Source organism: Sphingobium mellinum, assembly GCF_037860795.1.
GTDB classification, from domain to species: Bacteria; Pseudomonadota; Alphaproteobacteria; order Sphingomonadales; family Sphingomonadaceae; genus Sphingobium; species Sphingobium mellinum.
Window position 1 is genome coordinate 37,695 of record NZ_JBANRK010000007.1, and the last position, 16,140, is coordinate 53,834.

A 16,140-nucleotide genomic window follows, 5' to 3' on the forward strand; every position below is an offset into this window, starting at 1 on the left:
GCGACCGGTCAGCGCAACAACGGCGGCCGCCACGCCTTCATGTCGACGTCATCGCTGACCTTGTAGGGCACGCCCTTCGACGTCAGGAACAGCCGCTCCATCTCGCTCCGCGTGAAGGGCCGCGACCCGATCCGCCCAAACACCGCGATCTGCCCCCCGGTCTCGTCCACCGCCCGGTCGCGGTCCAGCCCCTTCGACAGCGCCAGCGCCGGCGAAGGCGTGCGCGCCCAGGCAATCAGCTCGGGCTTGAGCGCGGGCGAAAAGCCGTAGAAATTGGGCTGGCTCGCCGGGCTGGTCAGCTGGATCACCTTCATGCCCGCCCGGCCGTCCGCGACATAGGCGAACAGCGACGCATTGGTCGTGCCGACGATCACATCCTCCGCATCGGTCATCTGCCCGCCGAACGTCTCCTTCCTGTAAACGGACGGCTTGAGCGGATTGGTGATATCGACGATGACGAGCCCGTCCGCCTTGGCAGCGACATAGGCATAGGTGCGCGCCAGATAGATGCGCCGCGCATCCCTCATCGGCACGGTCGCCGACGGGACCGCCACGGGATCGGTCAGCTTCGTCACGTCGAACAGCTTGAGCCCCTCCGCATCCGTCACCCACAGATAGCGGAACTGGATAGCGCTGGCGCGGGCATCCCTGAGCGAACGAACAGCTGCAAGGCGCGGGTGCAGCGGGTCGGCCAGGTCCACCACCGCGAGCCCGACATCGGCGGTGATATAGGCGACCTGCCCGGCCAGCTGGATGTGCCGCGCACCGTTCAGCACGCCATCGGGATTCCAGGTGACGGCGCGCTTGAGGAAATTGTTGCGGAACTCGCCATCGGCCATGGTCTCGATATTGACCATGATGAGGCCTTCGACACTGTCCGTCACCGCCGCATAGCTGTAGATCGGCAGGAAGGGCTGCTCCTGGTTGATTTCGCGCAGTTCCTTGGTGTTGCGCAGCGGATTGATCGGCTGGTTTGTCGGCAGCGCCATGCAGGTGGCGTTCTTCGTGGGCACAGCCGTATCGTGGCCGAGTTTCGAGAAAGGCCCGCTCAGGATCGGCTCGGAAAAGCCCTTGTTGGCGATCGACGCGACGTCATAGACACGAAAGCCGCCCTTCCCTTCGGCGACATACATATATTCGCCGCGCAATTGCAGGCAGCCGACCCGATCCGCCGTCCCCTTCACGACATTGCGGAATTCCTCGACCGGGTGCGTCTCGCCCGACCCCTTCTTGTCGAAGAACGTCCCCCGCACCCAGTTTTTCAGTTCGCGGCCATTCTGCTCGACATGCAGTTTCCAATAATCGGGATAGGCATATTTCTGGAGATAGGACCCGATCACCGCCTGCGGCTCGTCCCATTCAGTGACGCGGATCGCCTCGAACCCGCCTTCAAGGCCCGTCCAGGCATTCAGCCCGACGAAATTGACGAAGTTCGTACCCAGCAGCAGCAGTTGCGACATGATCGCATTGTTGTCGTCCTTCACCGACAGGTGGCAATCGGAACAGGTCTTCGTCTCCGTCCGCCGCACGGTATGCGGGAAATGGGGCGCGAACGCCTGCGACGAAAAGCCGATGCCCGAAATGGGCGGCTGCTGGATATAGATGCGCTCGCGATTGATATTGGTGGATGACAGCACCAGCGCTGATGTGGATCGCACGGGCGCCGTCTCATTCCCCTTGGTCGTCATATGCTTGCCAAGCTGGAACATCTCGTCCCGCGCCACTTGCGGGTTGTAGGTCGCGAAGTTGCGCGTCTCCTCTCCATCGAAATGGTGGAGCGATGTCTTCCAGTTCGCCTCGATCGGCAGGTGGCAACCGCCGCAACTCGTCGTCCAGCTGAGATGACAGGTGAAGCAGGCCATGGAATCGTCGCCATGCGCGCGATCTTCCTTCGCCACGCCCGGTCCGAAAGCAAAGCTGCCATCTTCCGCGCCCGACCGGCTCATCAGCTTGGCGCGCGCGGCTTTAGCGTTGAAATGCGGGTTGGCGGGATCGACGCTGTCCTTCACCAGCGAAACGTCCCATTCCAGATTCGGATCGACAATCGACCGCTGCACCAGCTTGCGCCGCCCGCTTGCGTCGTAGAACCATTCGAACCGTCGCTTGCCATCGGGGTTGCGCAGCAGCGCGAGGTTCGTGCCCTTGGGCGGGGCCGCCGGCCCGGACGTCAGCAGCGTCGGATAGGCGTCCGCCGTGCCATGGCAATCCTTGCAGCCGATCTCGATCGCATTGGCGACCTCGCCATAGATGAAGCCGTTGCCGTGGCTGTCCTGCGCGAAATGGCAATCGGCGCATTGCAGGCCCTTTTCGGCGTGAATATCCATGAGGTGCACCGACTTGCCCGGATTGGTGCCCACTGGCACGAACTTGCCCTCGCCCTTCTTCCGCCATTTCTCGGGATCATCGTTCGACACGATCTTGCCATCCGCGTCGAGCAGATTGCCTTCGCGGTCCCGCTTGAACACGCCGCGGAAGTTCCAGCCATGGCCATGATAATCGGCGAACTGCGTGTCCTTCGCCTTGTCATTGAGGTCATAGACGTTACGCAGAAAGTCGAGGTCCGACCATTTGCCGCGCGGGCCCGCCCCTTCGGGATTGCGCTCCAGCGTCTTGTGGACTTCGGCGGCCGCGGGATATTTCTGCTTGTCCGGCCACATCAGGGGCGCATCGGACTCGTAATCCCACATCGTGTAGCCCAGATAGCTGTTCAGGAAGATATTGGGCTGGTGCATGTGGCAGTTCATGCACTGCGCGGTCGGGATGGCACGCGTGAATGCGTGGCGGATCGGATGTCCGCTTTCCTTGATGGCCGCTATCGGATGATCGGGCTTCACCAGCGCGCCATGGCCCGCATCCTCCTGCTCCATCTTGGCCGCAATGGTGGGATCGACCGTGGCCGTCTGCCCGTCGCGCCCATATTGGGCATAGGTCAGGCTGTGGCGCGGCTCGCGGTCATTGGCATAAACGACATGGCATCCCGAACAGCCCGAATGGCGGTAGTCGCCCGGCTGGTCGTTGGTCCCCATGAACCACATATAGGGGTCGTTGAGCCGCGTCTTGTGCAGGTTCAGCACCGGAATGGCGACCCGCAGGCCCGTCCCCGGCCCCCGGCTCGACTGCTTGAGGTCGGGCCGCCCGGGCTCCTCCAGCCTTTGAATGGAGCCCGTCGGATTGGGCAGGCCGATCTCCGCGAACTGCGTGCCGATATTGCGGCCACCCCGCTCGAACACGCGGAAGATATCGCCGGGCGGCGTCACCTGCCAGTTGGGCAGCGGATACAGCTCGGCAAGCGCCCCGCGCGCCTTCTGTTCCGCGGTCAGCGTGCCAGGCGGCGATCCAGGCGACACGATCTTCGCGGGCTTGCCATCCTTGGTATAGGCCTCGCCGAAAATGTAATTCTTGAACGGCACGATCCCGTTATTATAGGCCGCCCCGCCCCACAGCATCGCACCCGATGCCATGAGCGACCGTTCCGCCGCTTCGATCACCTGCATGTGACAGGCGCCGCAGGCTTCCCGCGCCACCCGGTAATCGCTGGGGTTGACGAAGCGCACGAACTCCGGCGCCTCGCGGTTAAGCAAGGTATAGCTGCGCTTGGGGTTGGCGGACGAAGGATAATGCCAGCTTTCGGGATAGCGCGGCAGCACATGCGCCTTGTCCCGCGCCGACACATAGGCGGGGTCCTCGAACCCATGCGAAGGATCGCCCCGCACAGCCGGGTCGCCGCCGTGGCAATCGACGCAGCCCAGCATCACCGCCGGGGTCGCGTGCATGGACGGCTCATCGGTCCGGCTGTGACAGCTGTAGCACCCGTCGGACTTGGCCGCGACCTGTTCTGCGGTCTGGCTCATCGGCGCGGGCGCCGTCACGGCATAGACGCGCGCGACCGGCTTTTCCGCGTCCGACGCTTGCAGAAGCGCAACCGGCAGCGCCAGTGCCGCGCAGACAAGCAGGAAGAGGGACAGAAGCGCGCGCATCAATAGCTGAGGATCAGGTTGCCGAGCACCGAATAATAGTTCCGGTTGCGCTCGCTGTTGGTGAAGAGGTCGCGGAAGCCCGCGCCGGGGATCAGGGTCGCGCCCGACAGGCGCAAGACGATGTTCTGCGTGGCATGCGGTCGCCAGATCGCGGCGGTGGACAGGTCCCAGCCGATCGACCGGGGAATACTTCCCTCGTTCCGCAAGGCCTGCAAGGTTGCCGTATTCTCAAACCACAGATGGTTTGCATTGGCCGACAACCGCAGCTGCGGCAGCAGGTCGAAATCCGCGCCCGCGCCCAGCAAAATCGTGCCGGGATTGTTGAAGTTCGACTGCCCCTGCTCCTTGGATGAGCGGAGCGAATTGAGGATGCCGTTGCGCCCGTTGATCCCGATCACGCGCCCGCCGCCCGCGAAGGGGATCGACTGGCGGATCCAGTAGCTGGTATCCGCGCCTGCGAAAACCGGATTTTCGAAGATAGCGTCGAAGCCCGTTTCGCGATTGTCGTAAGGATCCCCGTCGCCGCTCGCGTAGAGCCCGGACAGGCGGAAGCGCATCCAGTCCTTGTCGACGCTCGCTTCGGCCGCGGCAAAGAAGGCACGGATGTCCGCCGGCTTCGACGTGAAGAAGCTGTTCCGGTCTTCGCCCAGCGCGCCGTAGACCGACGCGGTGAGGTTCAGCCGCCCGACCCGTCCGTCGGCGTTGTAGCCGAGATAGACGACATCATAATCCCGCCCCCGCAAATCGCCCAGCAGAGCCGGCCGCACCGGAAAGCCATTGTCGTCAATCTCTATCCGGCCCGCCTCGCGGTTCCTGTTGTACACGGCCGTGATCTGGCTGGTGAGGCCCGGTAACAGGAAGTCCTGCCGATAGAGGTTGGCCAGGAACACCCAGTCGCGGCGGGGCGTCTGCACCACCGAATTCAGCCCGCTATTGGTATCCTTCTCCAGCCGCCAGAAGGCCGCGAGGTTGAACTGAAAGCGGTTGTTGTCTCGATTGCCGAACAGCCGAATGCCCAACTGCTGGTCATTGAACAGGAACCCGCGAAAATCCGACTGGAACGGCTGGATGCCGACGCGCAGCGACCGGAAATCATAGCGGTCCGACGTATTCGCCAGATGGTAATCGACGAACGCTTCCTGCACGCCCAGGAAATGATCGGTGCGGTGAGAGGGCCTTGAAGGCTGGACGAACAGCACGCGCCGCTCGGGCACATTCACATGGCTGACATTGAAGGCCAGCGTCAGCCGATATTCTATCTCGGGCGGCTTGAACGCGGTCGACCCTTTGATCAGCGCCACGCCGCCGATGAACGTCTGGGACAGCACATAGCTCGCATCCTTGCCGAACAGGTCGATGCTGCCGGGCCGCTCGGTCGTCTGCACCCCCACCGGGATCGGGAAGCTGCGCGGCTCGATCACCGTATCGCTCACGGCATTGGCGACAAAGAACCAGTCATCGCCCTTGATCGGCAGCCACTTGACCTTTTCGCGGTCGATCGGCCGGTCACCCTTCAGCGTGTTCTGATGATAGGGATCGAACCAGCGTTCCTTGACGACGCCCAGGCTCTCGATCAGCCGCCAGCGGTCCGGGATCGGCACCTGATCCACCGGAAAGGCCTCGGGCGGGGGCGCGTGGACGGCGCCCTTATTGTCCTGCGTCACCGCCTCTGGCAGCGACGCCTCGTAGCCGGGGCGACGCCGTCCCTCGATCAACGGGTCGTCGGCGCCCACGGGCGGCGCGTTCAATATCTCTTCCCAATTGTCGGGGGGAGGCGGCGGCACCGGCTCGCCGGGCTGCGCCAGCGCAAGCAGCGGGAGGAAAGCGGCAACGCCCACGTTCAAAGCCCCTCGCAGACATTCTGCGACATGCTGTCGAGGAAGGGGGCGAAGGGACAATTCACATAGCGAAGCCGCGCCGATCCGTTGCCCAGGTCGACGACGATCTGGTCCGCCCGGATCGCGGCCGGCGCGTTGCCGATGCCGCCGACGCGCTGCCCGCCATTATGCGTGCCAAGGAAGCTGATCATGTCGTCCTGATCGATGCCGTCGCCGGACACGCCGATCGCGCCCACCAGCACATTGCCGCGATAGATAGGAACAGAGCCGGGAAAGATCTGCACGCCGTTCTGGATACGGTTGCCGCTACCCACGCCCGCCACCGCCGAACAACGCTGCGGCGTATCGGTCGTGCTCGCGCCGGTCACAAAGCCCAGATGCGCGGCGAGGTCACCCACCACCAGCGCCGACTGCAGCCCCGTGGAAAATGGATTGAACTGTGCGATCGGACGGGAAAAGGGTCCGTTCGGCCTGCCGACCTCTCCGTCAGGAAAATAGGGCCGCGACAGGTTGCCGTTGGCACGGTCGGTAAAGGCGTGGTTGCCGGTCAGCGCCGCCGGATCGTTCAGAAAGGAGCGCGCCTTGCCGACAAAGGCCGCCACATCGGCGCTGCTGCTGCCCAGCAGGTCCGATCCCGCATGAAGACCGGAAAAGAAGGCTGCCGTTCGCGCCTTCTGCAAGCTGACATCCGTGCCGAATATCGGCGCGTCCGGCGATCGGACAATGCCCAGCGCCGCGCCCCGCGTGTCCACAACGCTGATCGAAACCTGCGCCCGGCTGTCGAGCGGCTGGCGAATTTGTGCCCGCGCCCGGCTCATGACGGCAAAGGCTTCCTCCAGCACCGCCGTCACCTCGGCGGCGGTCAGCGGCTGGGCAACGTCGCCCGCATCGGTGCCCGCGCGAACAGGAAAGCGGTTATTGCCTGACCCGTCCGTCAGCACAAAGGCGTCGCGGTTCGAAAACTCGGCCGGGCGCGACGCCCGGACGCCCGAAGATTCGCTTCCATAGGCCACGCCCGCCAGCACCATGGGCGCAGGCTCGCCATAATAGCCGCGCACCGCCACCAGATTGCCCGCGCTACCGTTGATCGCCGCAAAACTTGCCGCGCTGGTGGTCATCAAGCCGGAATAGGCTGCGTCCGAATAGCGCAGCGACGTGCCGTCGACAGTGATGCGATTGGCGCGGATGCTCTCTGGTGCCTCGAAGCCCAAAGTCCCCGCAAGGGCGATATATTCCTCCGGATCATTGTCCGTATCGGTCACATCGGGATCAGAGCCATAGACGCCGTCCGCCATGACGCCGACACCGCCCACCACGACGCCGTTCTTGTACAGCGGAAAGCCGCCCGGATCGGCCGCCAGCCCCAAAGGCGAACGCTTGGGACCGATCATCGCCTGGCTGCCGGACGAAACATAGCGCGCCGACAGGTCCGAACAGGGCAGCTGGCTGAACTGCACCCCGAACAGCGGGCCGCTTTCCAAACCTACCGTGCCCGGCGCCGGGGGGAAATGCTGCTGCACGATCATGCTCGCGGTGCGCGTTGAAAAGGCGTTGCCGCCGCTCGACAGATAGGCGCCCGTGATCGCCTTGGCGATCGCCGCCGCCTCGGCCGGAACGGTCAGATTTTGCGCGTCGATATTCTGGCCATTGGGCGCAGCGCTCGTCGTCGCCGTCGCCCGCGCGCCGGCCATGCGGAAAACCGCCAGCACATTGCCGACGCGATCCGTGACGGCGATCACGGCGGGCAGGCTGCGCGCCTGCGCCTCGGCGACGGCATGTCCGATAACTGTTTCGACATCGGCGACGCTCAACGTCTCCTGTGCCGGATCGGCATAAAGCCGGGCCGTGATCGGCGTCGGGGTGGGGGTCGGGGTGCCCCCGCCGCCGCCGCTGCTGCTGCCGCCTCCTCCGCCGCAGGACGACAGGATCAGCGCCGAAGCTGCGGCCAGACCGGCCAGCCTGTGCCGTCCGCCCTTCATTGCAGCGCTCCAATGCTGCGCGCCGCACTGCCCAGCGCGCCTCTGAACGCGGCGGGCTGATAGCTGTTCGGCTCCTTCACGGCCGCATAGGCGCGATTGACGTCGGCTCGGATGCCCGCTGCCGCGCCGATCGTCACGCGGCCCGACTTTACCATGCTGCTCAGCAGCGTGTCGATCGCCATCACCGCCTGCACCGAACCCTCATAATCGGTGAAGCGCGGCCCGGTCGCGGCGCCGGCAATCTCGCTGACGATGGCGAAGGCCATGTCGCCGCTGGTCGGCGCGGCCGCAAAGCCATTGGCGAGCACCGCCGCGCTCCGCGCCAGCCTGGCCGCAGCCGCGACCGCCTCTCGCCGGTCATTCGCGATCGCCGCATGGAAGGCCTTGCTGTCGGCGTCGAACCGCGCCGCCGCGCCCGGCACCATCACCCTGGCGGCGGCGGACAGCATGATGACATTCTCGTCATTGAAGGGCGGCATCCCCGCCGGGATGGGGCGACCCGGGTTCGCCTCCCACGTTTTTGTCCGCTCCGCCTGATCGTAGATCCGCCGATGACAGCTCTGGCAGTCGAAGAAATAGAATTCCGGGAAAGTCCCTTCCGTTCCCTTGGCGCCCGCATAGAGCGTAAGCGCGCGTTCGACCGCCATGGCCTGCCCGACCGCCCAGACTTTAAGGCTGTCGGGCCGCCCCTTGCGTCGCGCATAGTCGGCATCCTCATCATGATGCGCCTGCATTGACGAAAAGAGGTCGAGTTCGAAATTGATGCGTGGATGGCCAGCGGCCATCATCCGGTGGTCCACGAACTGTCCAGGTCGATCGCTGCCGAAATGGCAGTCCAGACAGACCGACGCCCGCGCCTGCGGACGGTCCAGGGGGATCATGCCCGCCGCGACATTGCCCGCATGGCTCGCTCCCACCGCATAATGCGACGCGATCCAGCCGCCCGCCGCACCGTGGCACGCTTCGCAGCCGACGCCGTCCTGGCGCAGGAAGCGTGCGCCCGTCTCCGCCGCCGGCGTCGAATGGCACCCCAGGCAGGCCGGCGCCGCGGTTGCGTCGCCGATCCCCAGCGTCGCCGCGATCTGCCGTCCGCGCGTGCCGGACAGCACTGCATAGGCACGGCTGTGTGCGCCGCCGGGCGTCGAAGGCTCCTGCCAACGGGCCAGCTCGTCCTGGCGCACGACCTTGCCGTCGCCTTCCATCCGCCCGTGACAGGTGGAGCCCGCGCAGGACGCCACGCCCAGAAAGGCGCGGGACGACGGTACGGAAGCCGCATCGGCGCCGCTGCCTGGCAGCCCGAACAGCAGCACGGCAAGCAGCAGCATCGCGCCCAGCATCATGCCGGCGGCTATCCTGCTCCACCTGCCATTATGTACCGCCCCCATTATAAGCCCCCGTGCCGGCCCGTTCGGCCCCTGCATGCCTCCCTTGCACGCTAACCGCTCTAGCCTCGTCCGACCCGCGCTTTCAATCCTGTTTCGCGCCGGATTTCCGCTTATTGCGCGGCACATGACGGCTCGCCTTCGCCGCCGCAGTCGCTTTCCCACAAATCCTCATTCCCCGCCCCGGTCACCGGCTCGTCGATCAGCGGCGGATAGCCTTGAGCGATGATATCCCGCAGTTGGACCAGCGCCAGCGGGAAGATGCGCGGAATGAATGCCGTGGGATCGAGCCGTCCCTGGAAATTGTCGTGGCTTTCCGCGCCGGAGGCAGTGCAAGCGCCCGCGCCGGCGATAAAGCAGCCGTTGATCTTCGACCCCGCCGCATAGCTTCCGCTGATCGCCACCAGCGGAATGGTCGAAAGCCCCGTCGCAAACGTCCCCGTCGACAATGCCAGGCGACCATTGATGGCGATTTCCGGCCGGCCGCTGCCGCCCAGGATCGACAGGCTGTTCGCGGTGAAACCACGGCGGTCGTCGAAGCGCGCCGACACGCCCCCATTCTGGATATAGACGCCGTTCCGCGCATCGATCGCGATCGATCCCGCGCGCAGCAGGCCCGCGTCGCTGACAAGGCCGTCGTTCCGCGACAGCCGCACCTCCCTCGCGGCGAGGCTGCTCACCGCATCCACATCAGCGATGGCCGCAAGGCTGGCCGCGTAAACCGCGGGACTGCTCAACGTCAGCACCCCGGCCAACCCGCCGCTGCCATCGTTCAGCTCTATGAAGCCCGTGTCGGCGATCACCTCGATCCGCTGCCCCGCCGACAGGCTAAGGCCGCCCTGGCCGGTCCGCCCCGTCACGCGCAACGCACCCTCCACCCGCAGCCGCCCATGCGTCAGGATGCTCAGCACGCCCGCGCCGGGCAGCATCGTGGCGCCGACGGACAGGTCCCGCACGACTATGTCGCCCGCTCCTGAAATCAGCATGTTCGCCGCCGACACCCGTGCCAGTTCCGCCGCCGAAAGGCTGTAGCCTCCAACTGCGTCCACGCCGCCAATCACCGCCGGCTGTAGCCCAACCGCTGCCAGGTGGAGTTGACCAGGCGTAACGATCCGCGCTCCGCCGCCGAGCACGATATCGCTCGAGGCAAGGCTGACGGCGCTGCCGCTGATCTGTCCCGATGCGCTCAGCGGTCCGCCAGCGTTCAGCGCCACGACGCCGCTGCCGATCACGTCGGTGATGGACATCGCCCCCGTCGCACCCAGCAGGATATTGCGCCCGACAGCGCTGATCGCACCCTGAGCGGCGATATCGTTGACGACCAGATCGCCCCCGCCGGCATCGAGCGACGCGCCGCCACCCGCGCCCAATGCCTGCGCGCTGATACCGGCACCGCTCAACGTGAGCGTGCCGCCTGCCAGCGCTGAACCCACGGCCAGGCTTCCCCCGCTGGACGCCAACTGGACATTGCCGGACGCCTGGGCGCTCGTGACGGACAGATTTGCAACCGACCTCAACCGCAAGTCGCCCGTCCGGGCAATGATAGCGCCCAGGCCGATGCTGCCGGCAACGATGTCGATGGCGCCGGCGTTCGCGCTGCCGGTCATTTGTACAAGGCCCGGCGTGGCAATGTTCAACAGCCCGGCAAGCGTGGCGTCACCGATCGTTACGCCACCCGAGGCGCTGAGCGACTGCGACCCGCCGGTCAGAGTGCCGATGCTGATGCTGCGCGCGGACAGCGTACCGCTGCCCGGCCCCACCGCCAGCAGGCCGCTCACCGCGAAATCCCCGCCGATCGCAAGGCCGCCGCTGCCCAGCGCCGCACCATTGGCGTCCGACTGATCGAGCAGCCCGCCCGACGACACATTGCCAAGCAGAAGGTTTCCGGCGCCGCCCAGGCCGATCGCCACCGATCCACCGGCCGTCAGGCTCGCCCCCGCGCCCAGCACATTGCCCTGCGCGAAGAATCGCAGATCGCCACTCGCCATGATGCTCGTGCCGGACGAAAGGCCAATGTCCCCGCCGAGCGCCAGCATCGTCAACAAGCCGCCCGCGCTCAGTCGGCTGTCCCCGCCCAGGCTGATGCCACCCGCCGTACGCAGCAGCGTGTTGCCGGCTGACAGGCTGGCAACACCGGCGGTTCGGCTCGCATGACTGATATTGATGCCGGTGCCGGAATAGCCTGTCAGCGTGCCTGTCACCGCCATCGCGCCGCTGCCCGCCAAAGCAAAGGTCAACGGGCCTTCCGTCGTGAAACTGGCGTCGCCACCCACTTGCACCGGATTGCCGCTTGCGCTGACCGCAATGCCGGTGAAGCCAGCCAGCGTTGCGCCCGACCCGTCGAGCGTCAGCGCACCGCTGATCCCGACCGCGCCGCCCGGCGCGCTTGTGTCGTCAGAAAACAACAGGCGTCCGCCGGTGGTGCCGGTCGCGCGCATGGATAGCGAAGCGATCAACCGCTGCGCGCCCGGGGCCAGCAGCAGGTTGCCGCCATGGGTCAGCGATGCCGTGCCGCCACTCGACAATCCATCCAGGCCCGGGGACGAAGAGCCGCCGGGCGCCTTGCCGCCCGTGCCAGCGAGCCCGCCGGTCCCGTCAGCGTCGACAGACAGCGCGCCCAGGACAAAGTCGGCGTCCTTCGCGTCGAACGATGCCGTGCCGCCGGACCCGCTGCCCCCATTGCCGCCAGCGCCCCCGCTTAGCCCGGCATTCGTCCCCGCGCTGCCACCGGCACCCGCGCCGCCTCGCCCTACAGCGGTGATGCTGTAGCCGGGCGGCGTTGAAAGAGCGCTGTTGTACCGCAGTCGACCACCATCAAGGCGCAGGGTCGCTGATCCCGCGGCCGCGCCGCCGCCCGACCCGCCCGCGCCGCCGACGGGTCCGATCGTGCCCGTCGATCCGACGCCGCCGCTTGCGTCGCCGCTGACCGTCAACGACGCGCCGGTCAACGCATTGGCTCCGCTGGTGATTGCGAACAGGGCGGTGCCGCCCTGGGCGTCGCCACCGTTCGCGCCGGGAAGCCCGGCACCGCTACGCTGTCCTGCAAAGCCGCCCGCGCCGCCCAGCGCCTCCGCCAGAACGCCGATGTCGCCCGCGTCGAGCAGCGCGGAAGCACCGGTCAGCCCCAGCGTCGCCGATCCGCCAAAAGCGTTCCCGCCCCGGCCGCCGGTGCCGTCCAGCCCGTCGCCGCCCGCACCCCCCAGGCCGGACGCGGTCACCCGCAATGCACCGCTGACGCTGGTTGTCCCGAAACCGATGTTGAACGCCGCCGCGCCGCCGGTGCCGACGCCGCCTGCGCCACCGTTGATGCCGATGCCACCCGCGCTGCCGATGCCATCGGCGCTGACCGTGAGGTTGGCAAAGCCGGGGTCGACATCGACCTGCATGGTGGCGTTGCCGCCCTGCCCGGCTCCGCCAGCGCCGCCATCGGCGTTGCCGATGCCATAGGTGTAGATCGGGTTGCCGTTTATGTCATAACTAAAGGCGTATCGATTGCTGCCCGCCTGCCCGCCGTCCCCGTCGGCCTTGACCGTCAGTGCTCCGATCGCATGGCCTTCGCTTAAATAGGCCAGGCTTGCCGTACCACCCAAGCCGGCGCCCCCGCTGCCGCTCGGCCCGTCACTGGCATTGTCGCCGCCCGCGCCGCCGACACCCGCTGCCGAAAGCAGGACGGACGGCGCTGTCAGCTGGCCGCTCGCCAGTGTCAGCCCCGCCGTGCCCCCCGTCCCGTTGCCGCCCGCTCCGGCAAGGTAGAAGCCCGGACCATCGGAGGCCGTGGCTCCGCCCGCGCCGCCCTTGCCCAGCGCCTGGATGATGAGACCGCTACTCGCCGAAACCTGTCCGGTGCCGCCGACATCCATCAGCAGCTGCGCGGTTCCCCCGCTCCCCGCACCGCCCTTCACGCCATCGGCCTGGAAGGTCGATACGCCGTCGCCGCCGACACCGCTCGCATCAATGGTGATCGCGTCGGCCAGCAATGTGCCGCCGCGTGATTCCAGCAGCGCGGCGCCGCCGATCCCCTGTCCACTGATGGACGCCACCGCGCCTGCCGGGAAGTCGCTCGACCGCGCCTCGCCGCCCGTGCCAAGGGCAGTGAGAGAAAGCGACCCCAGGCCCGCGCTGCCACCGGTGATCAGGAACTTCGCGGTGCCGCCCCGCCCCGTGCCGGACTGGAAGGGGGTCACGCCGTCGCCCTCGCAGCCCGCGCAGTTGACGTCGGAGGCACCACCCCGGCCCAAAGCGCTCGCTGCAACGGAGCCGGCGTTAAAACTGCCTCCCGCAACCAGCAGGCTGGCCGCGCCGCCGATGCCGGTCCCGCCATTGCCGCCGTTGTAGAACGGGCCTTCCGTGCCCTCCGTGGAGCTGCCGTCGGCCGAGGCGAAGATGTTGGTGAAGCTCATCACCGCGCTGCCGGCGACGCCCGCTCTGCTCTCGATCGCCACGCTGCCGCCCTGGCCATCACCGCCGCGTCCGCTCACGCCGTCAGGGCTGAACGCGCCGCCGCCGACGCCCGCCGCGCTCAGCGTCAGGTCGCCATTGACGGAAAAATCGGCGTCGGTCGCCTGGACCAAGATCGATCCGCCAGCGCCGCTCGCACCGTCCCTGCCATAGCCGCCATTGCCATTGGCCTGGATGTCGCACTGCAGGCGCGCGCAATCGCTCAGCGTGAAATTGCCGCGCAATCCGCTGGCCGTCCCGGCGGACAGGGTGACGCTGCCCGCCGTTGCGGCGCCGGCGAGGCCGGGCGTCCCGCCTGACGCGGCACTGACATTGGCATAGAGACCCGCCGCGCTGATGGTGCCGCCCGCCGCCGCCAGGTCGATCGCGCCGCCGAAAGTCGCTGGCGTGCCAGGCAGCGGAAGCGTGCTCGTCGCACTGGCGGAAGATCCTCGCGCGGCGGCAGTGGCGTATAACTGATCCGTGATGACCAAAGCGCCGCCATCATGAGCCGTGACCGCAATCTGCCCCCCGCGCAGCGTGCCGCCGGAAGCGCCGCCGCCAAATGCCGATGCATCCGCTTGCAGCGAGACGGATCCCGCCACCTCGAGCCGGCCCGTTCCACCAATGTCGAACCCGATGCCGGTAGCGCCCGGAGCGGCGCTGCCATAGGTGCCCCCATCGGTGGCATAGCCCGCTTCCATGCTCGCGTCGGCGCTGAAGCTCGTCCAATGATGCGTGCCGCTGCCGATATTGACGCGAATGTCGCCGCCGATCGCGTCGCCCGCCGCGCCCGTCTTGGCATTGCCGCCGACCGCGCTTGCCGTCGCGCTGACCGCGCCCAGATCCAGGCCGCCAAGCGAACCGACCGCCGCCACGCCGGCGGTGCCTGTGATGGCGATCGAACCGCCCCTCGCCTCCCCGCCGCTGGTGGAGGGGAAGAAGGGATCTGACGACGTCGAAGCCGACGCATCCAAGGTCGTCGATCCGAAACTCAGCGTGCCGCCTTCGGCACCGTTCGGCCCGGCAAAGGTGAGCGCCGACAGCGCGACGGCGCCGCCCGTGCCATCCCCTGACCGATCGCTGCCCAGGCCGCCGACACCATAGGCATTGGCGGTGAGGCTCGCCGCGCTGATGGAACCCCCGGTCGCGATGACATTGATCAGCCCGCCCGTCGCGTTCCCGCCCGTCAGCAACGGCACGTTCGCGCTGCCATCGCCCAACGCGCTGGCATTCAGCGTCAGCGCGCCGGTAACGGCGATCTGCCCATTCGTCGCCGACGCCCCGCTGCCGCCGAAGGTCAGCAGGTCGATCCTGCCGCCTGTCCCGCCGTTGCCGGCAGTCAGGACCATGTCGCCGTCCGCGCTGATGAGGCCGGACGGATCAGCCCGCAGCGTGATAGCACGGTTCGCCGCCAGGCTGACCGGCCCGCCGAAATGCGTCGTCGGAGCGGCGTTGGACTGGACCACGATCTCGCCGGTAGCACGGCCGGTCAGACCCGGCTGCCAGGTTCCCGCGTCGATGGTGACATTGGCATCGGCGGCCGTTGTCGCATTGCGTGCGCCGATTGCGCCACTAACTATATCATGGCCCGCCGACAGGACCACCGCACTGCCGTCCTGCACCACCGTTTCGGCGGCCGAATAGCCGACATTGCCCGACAGCAGCATGGTGAGCGCGTTATTCTTGGGCACGGCGACCATATAGACATGCTGGGCATCGGTGCTGACGCTGGTGGCCGGGCGCGCGGTCGTGCCGCTATGGACCACGCCGTTGGGGTCAGTCGTCCCGGCCGTGATGCTGATGTCGAACAGCCCGCCGTTGATGGTGATATCGGCCGCTTCGGCTCCCACATAGGCGGCCGATCCGTTGACGGTGACGGTGCCACCCTGCACCACGCGCGGGGCGACCAGCGCCACATAGCTGCCGCTTGCCAGCGCGTTGATCTGCGCGCCCGGCTGCACCTCGACCGCCGCCGCGCTGCCGGCGACGCCACGGAAGCGGATTTCGCCCGCACTGCCGAACAGTCCGCCCGTCGTGTCGATGTCGTTGCCGGTCAGCACCAGCGACCCCACATTGAACACGCTGCTCGCGCCGGCGATGATACCGCCCGGCGCGTAGAACCACACCGACCCGCCCGTGCTGCTGACGATCTGGCTCTGTACCGTGCCGTTGAGCGCCACCACGCGCGAGACAGGCAGGCCGCTGCCGTCCAGCGGCAGGATCCGGTTCAGCACCGTAAAGTCGCTGAAGCCCGAGAAGGTGACCGTCTTGCCCGCAGGCAGGAAATCGATGGCGCCGGTTCCGGACGTATCGTCAGGCGTCCAGTTGATGACCGCCTGGGAAGAATTCAGCTGGACGGAATCGGTATTGGGCGAGACATAAACACTGCCCGACACGACCGAAGGCGTGCCCTGCAACGCCTTCTGCACCTGCGCCGCGCCCGCCCCGCAGCCGACCGCCAGCGCAATCGCGCTGGCCCGACCCAGCAGGGTCACAGGGGAAAAACTGCTCCGCTTCTTCATCG

General features: G+C 67.0%; 5 protein-coding genes. All 5 read right to left on the minus strand.

The window, feature by feature from the left end; translation table 11 throughout:
- Nucleotides 1-8 precede the first annotated feature (8 nt).
- Nucleotides 9-3,977, minus strand: a complete 3,969-nt coding sequence (locus tag AAC640_RS10260; RefSeq protein WP_340266023.1) for an LVIVD repeat-containing protein — start codon at nucleotides 3,975-3,977, stop codon at nucleotides 9-11.
- Entirely contained in the window at nucleotides 3,977-5,815 is a 1,839-nt protein-coding gene (locus tag AAC640_RS10265) for a hypothetical protein (RefSeq protein ID WP_340266024.1), read from the minus strand. Before AAC640_RS10265 ends, AAC640_RS10260 begins: the two co-directional genes overlap by 1 nt.
- Before the next feature lie 2 nt (nucleotides 5,816-5,817).
- Complete coding sequence (locus AAC640_RS10270) at nucleotides 5,818-7,794, minus strand: heme-binding protein (RefSeq protein ID WP_340266025.1); 1,977 nt, start codon at nucleotides 7,792-7,794, stop codon at nucleotides 5,818-5,820.
- Complete coding sequence (locus AAC640_RS10275; RefSeq protein ID WP_340266026.1) at nucleotides 7,791-9,179, minus strand: multiheme c-type cytochrome; 1,389 nt, start codon at nucleotides 9,177-9,179, stop codon at nucleotides 7,791-7,793. Before AAC640_RS10275 ends, AAC640_RS10270 begins: the two co-directional genes overlap by 4 nt.
- Before the next feature lie 110 nt (nucleotides 9,180-9,289).
- The gene (locus AAC640_RS10280) at nucleotides 9,290-16,138 is read right to left on the minus strand and encodes a histidine kinase (RefSeq protein ID WP_340266027.1); all 6,849 of its coding nucleotides are present in this window, start codon (nucleotides 16,136-16,138) and stop codon (nucleotides 9,290-9,292) included.
- Nucleotides 16,139-16,140: the final 2 nt, after the last annotated feature.

What these genes read in the sequence shown, in the direction of transcription:
- AAC640_RS10280 (WP_340266027.1), bottom strand. Translation starts at nt 16,138, where the DNA reads ATGAAGAAGCGGAGCAGTTTTTCCCCTGTGACCCTGCTGGGTCGGGCC.
- AAC640_RS10275 (WP_340266026.1), bottom strand. Translation starts at nt 9,179, where the DNA reads ATGGGGGCGGTACATAATGGCAGGTGGAGCAGGATAGCCGCCGGCATG.
- AAC640_RS10260 (WP_340266023.1), bottom strand. Translation starts at nt 3,977, where the DNA reads ATGCGCGCGCTTCTGTCCCTCTTCCTGCTTGTCTGCGCGGCACTGGCG.
- AAC640_RS10270 (WP_340266025.1), bottom strand. Translation starts at nt 7,794, where the DNA reads ATGAAGGGCGGACGGCACAGGCTGGCCGGTCTGGCCGCAGCTTCGGCG.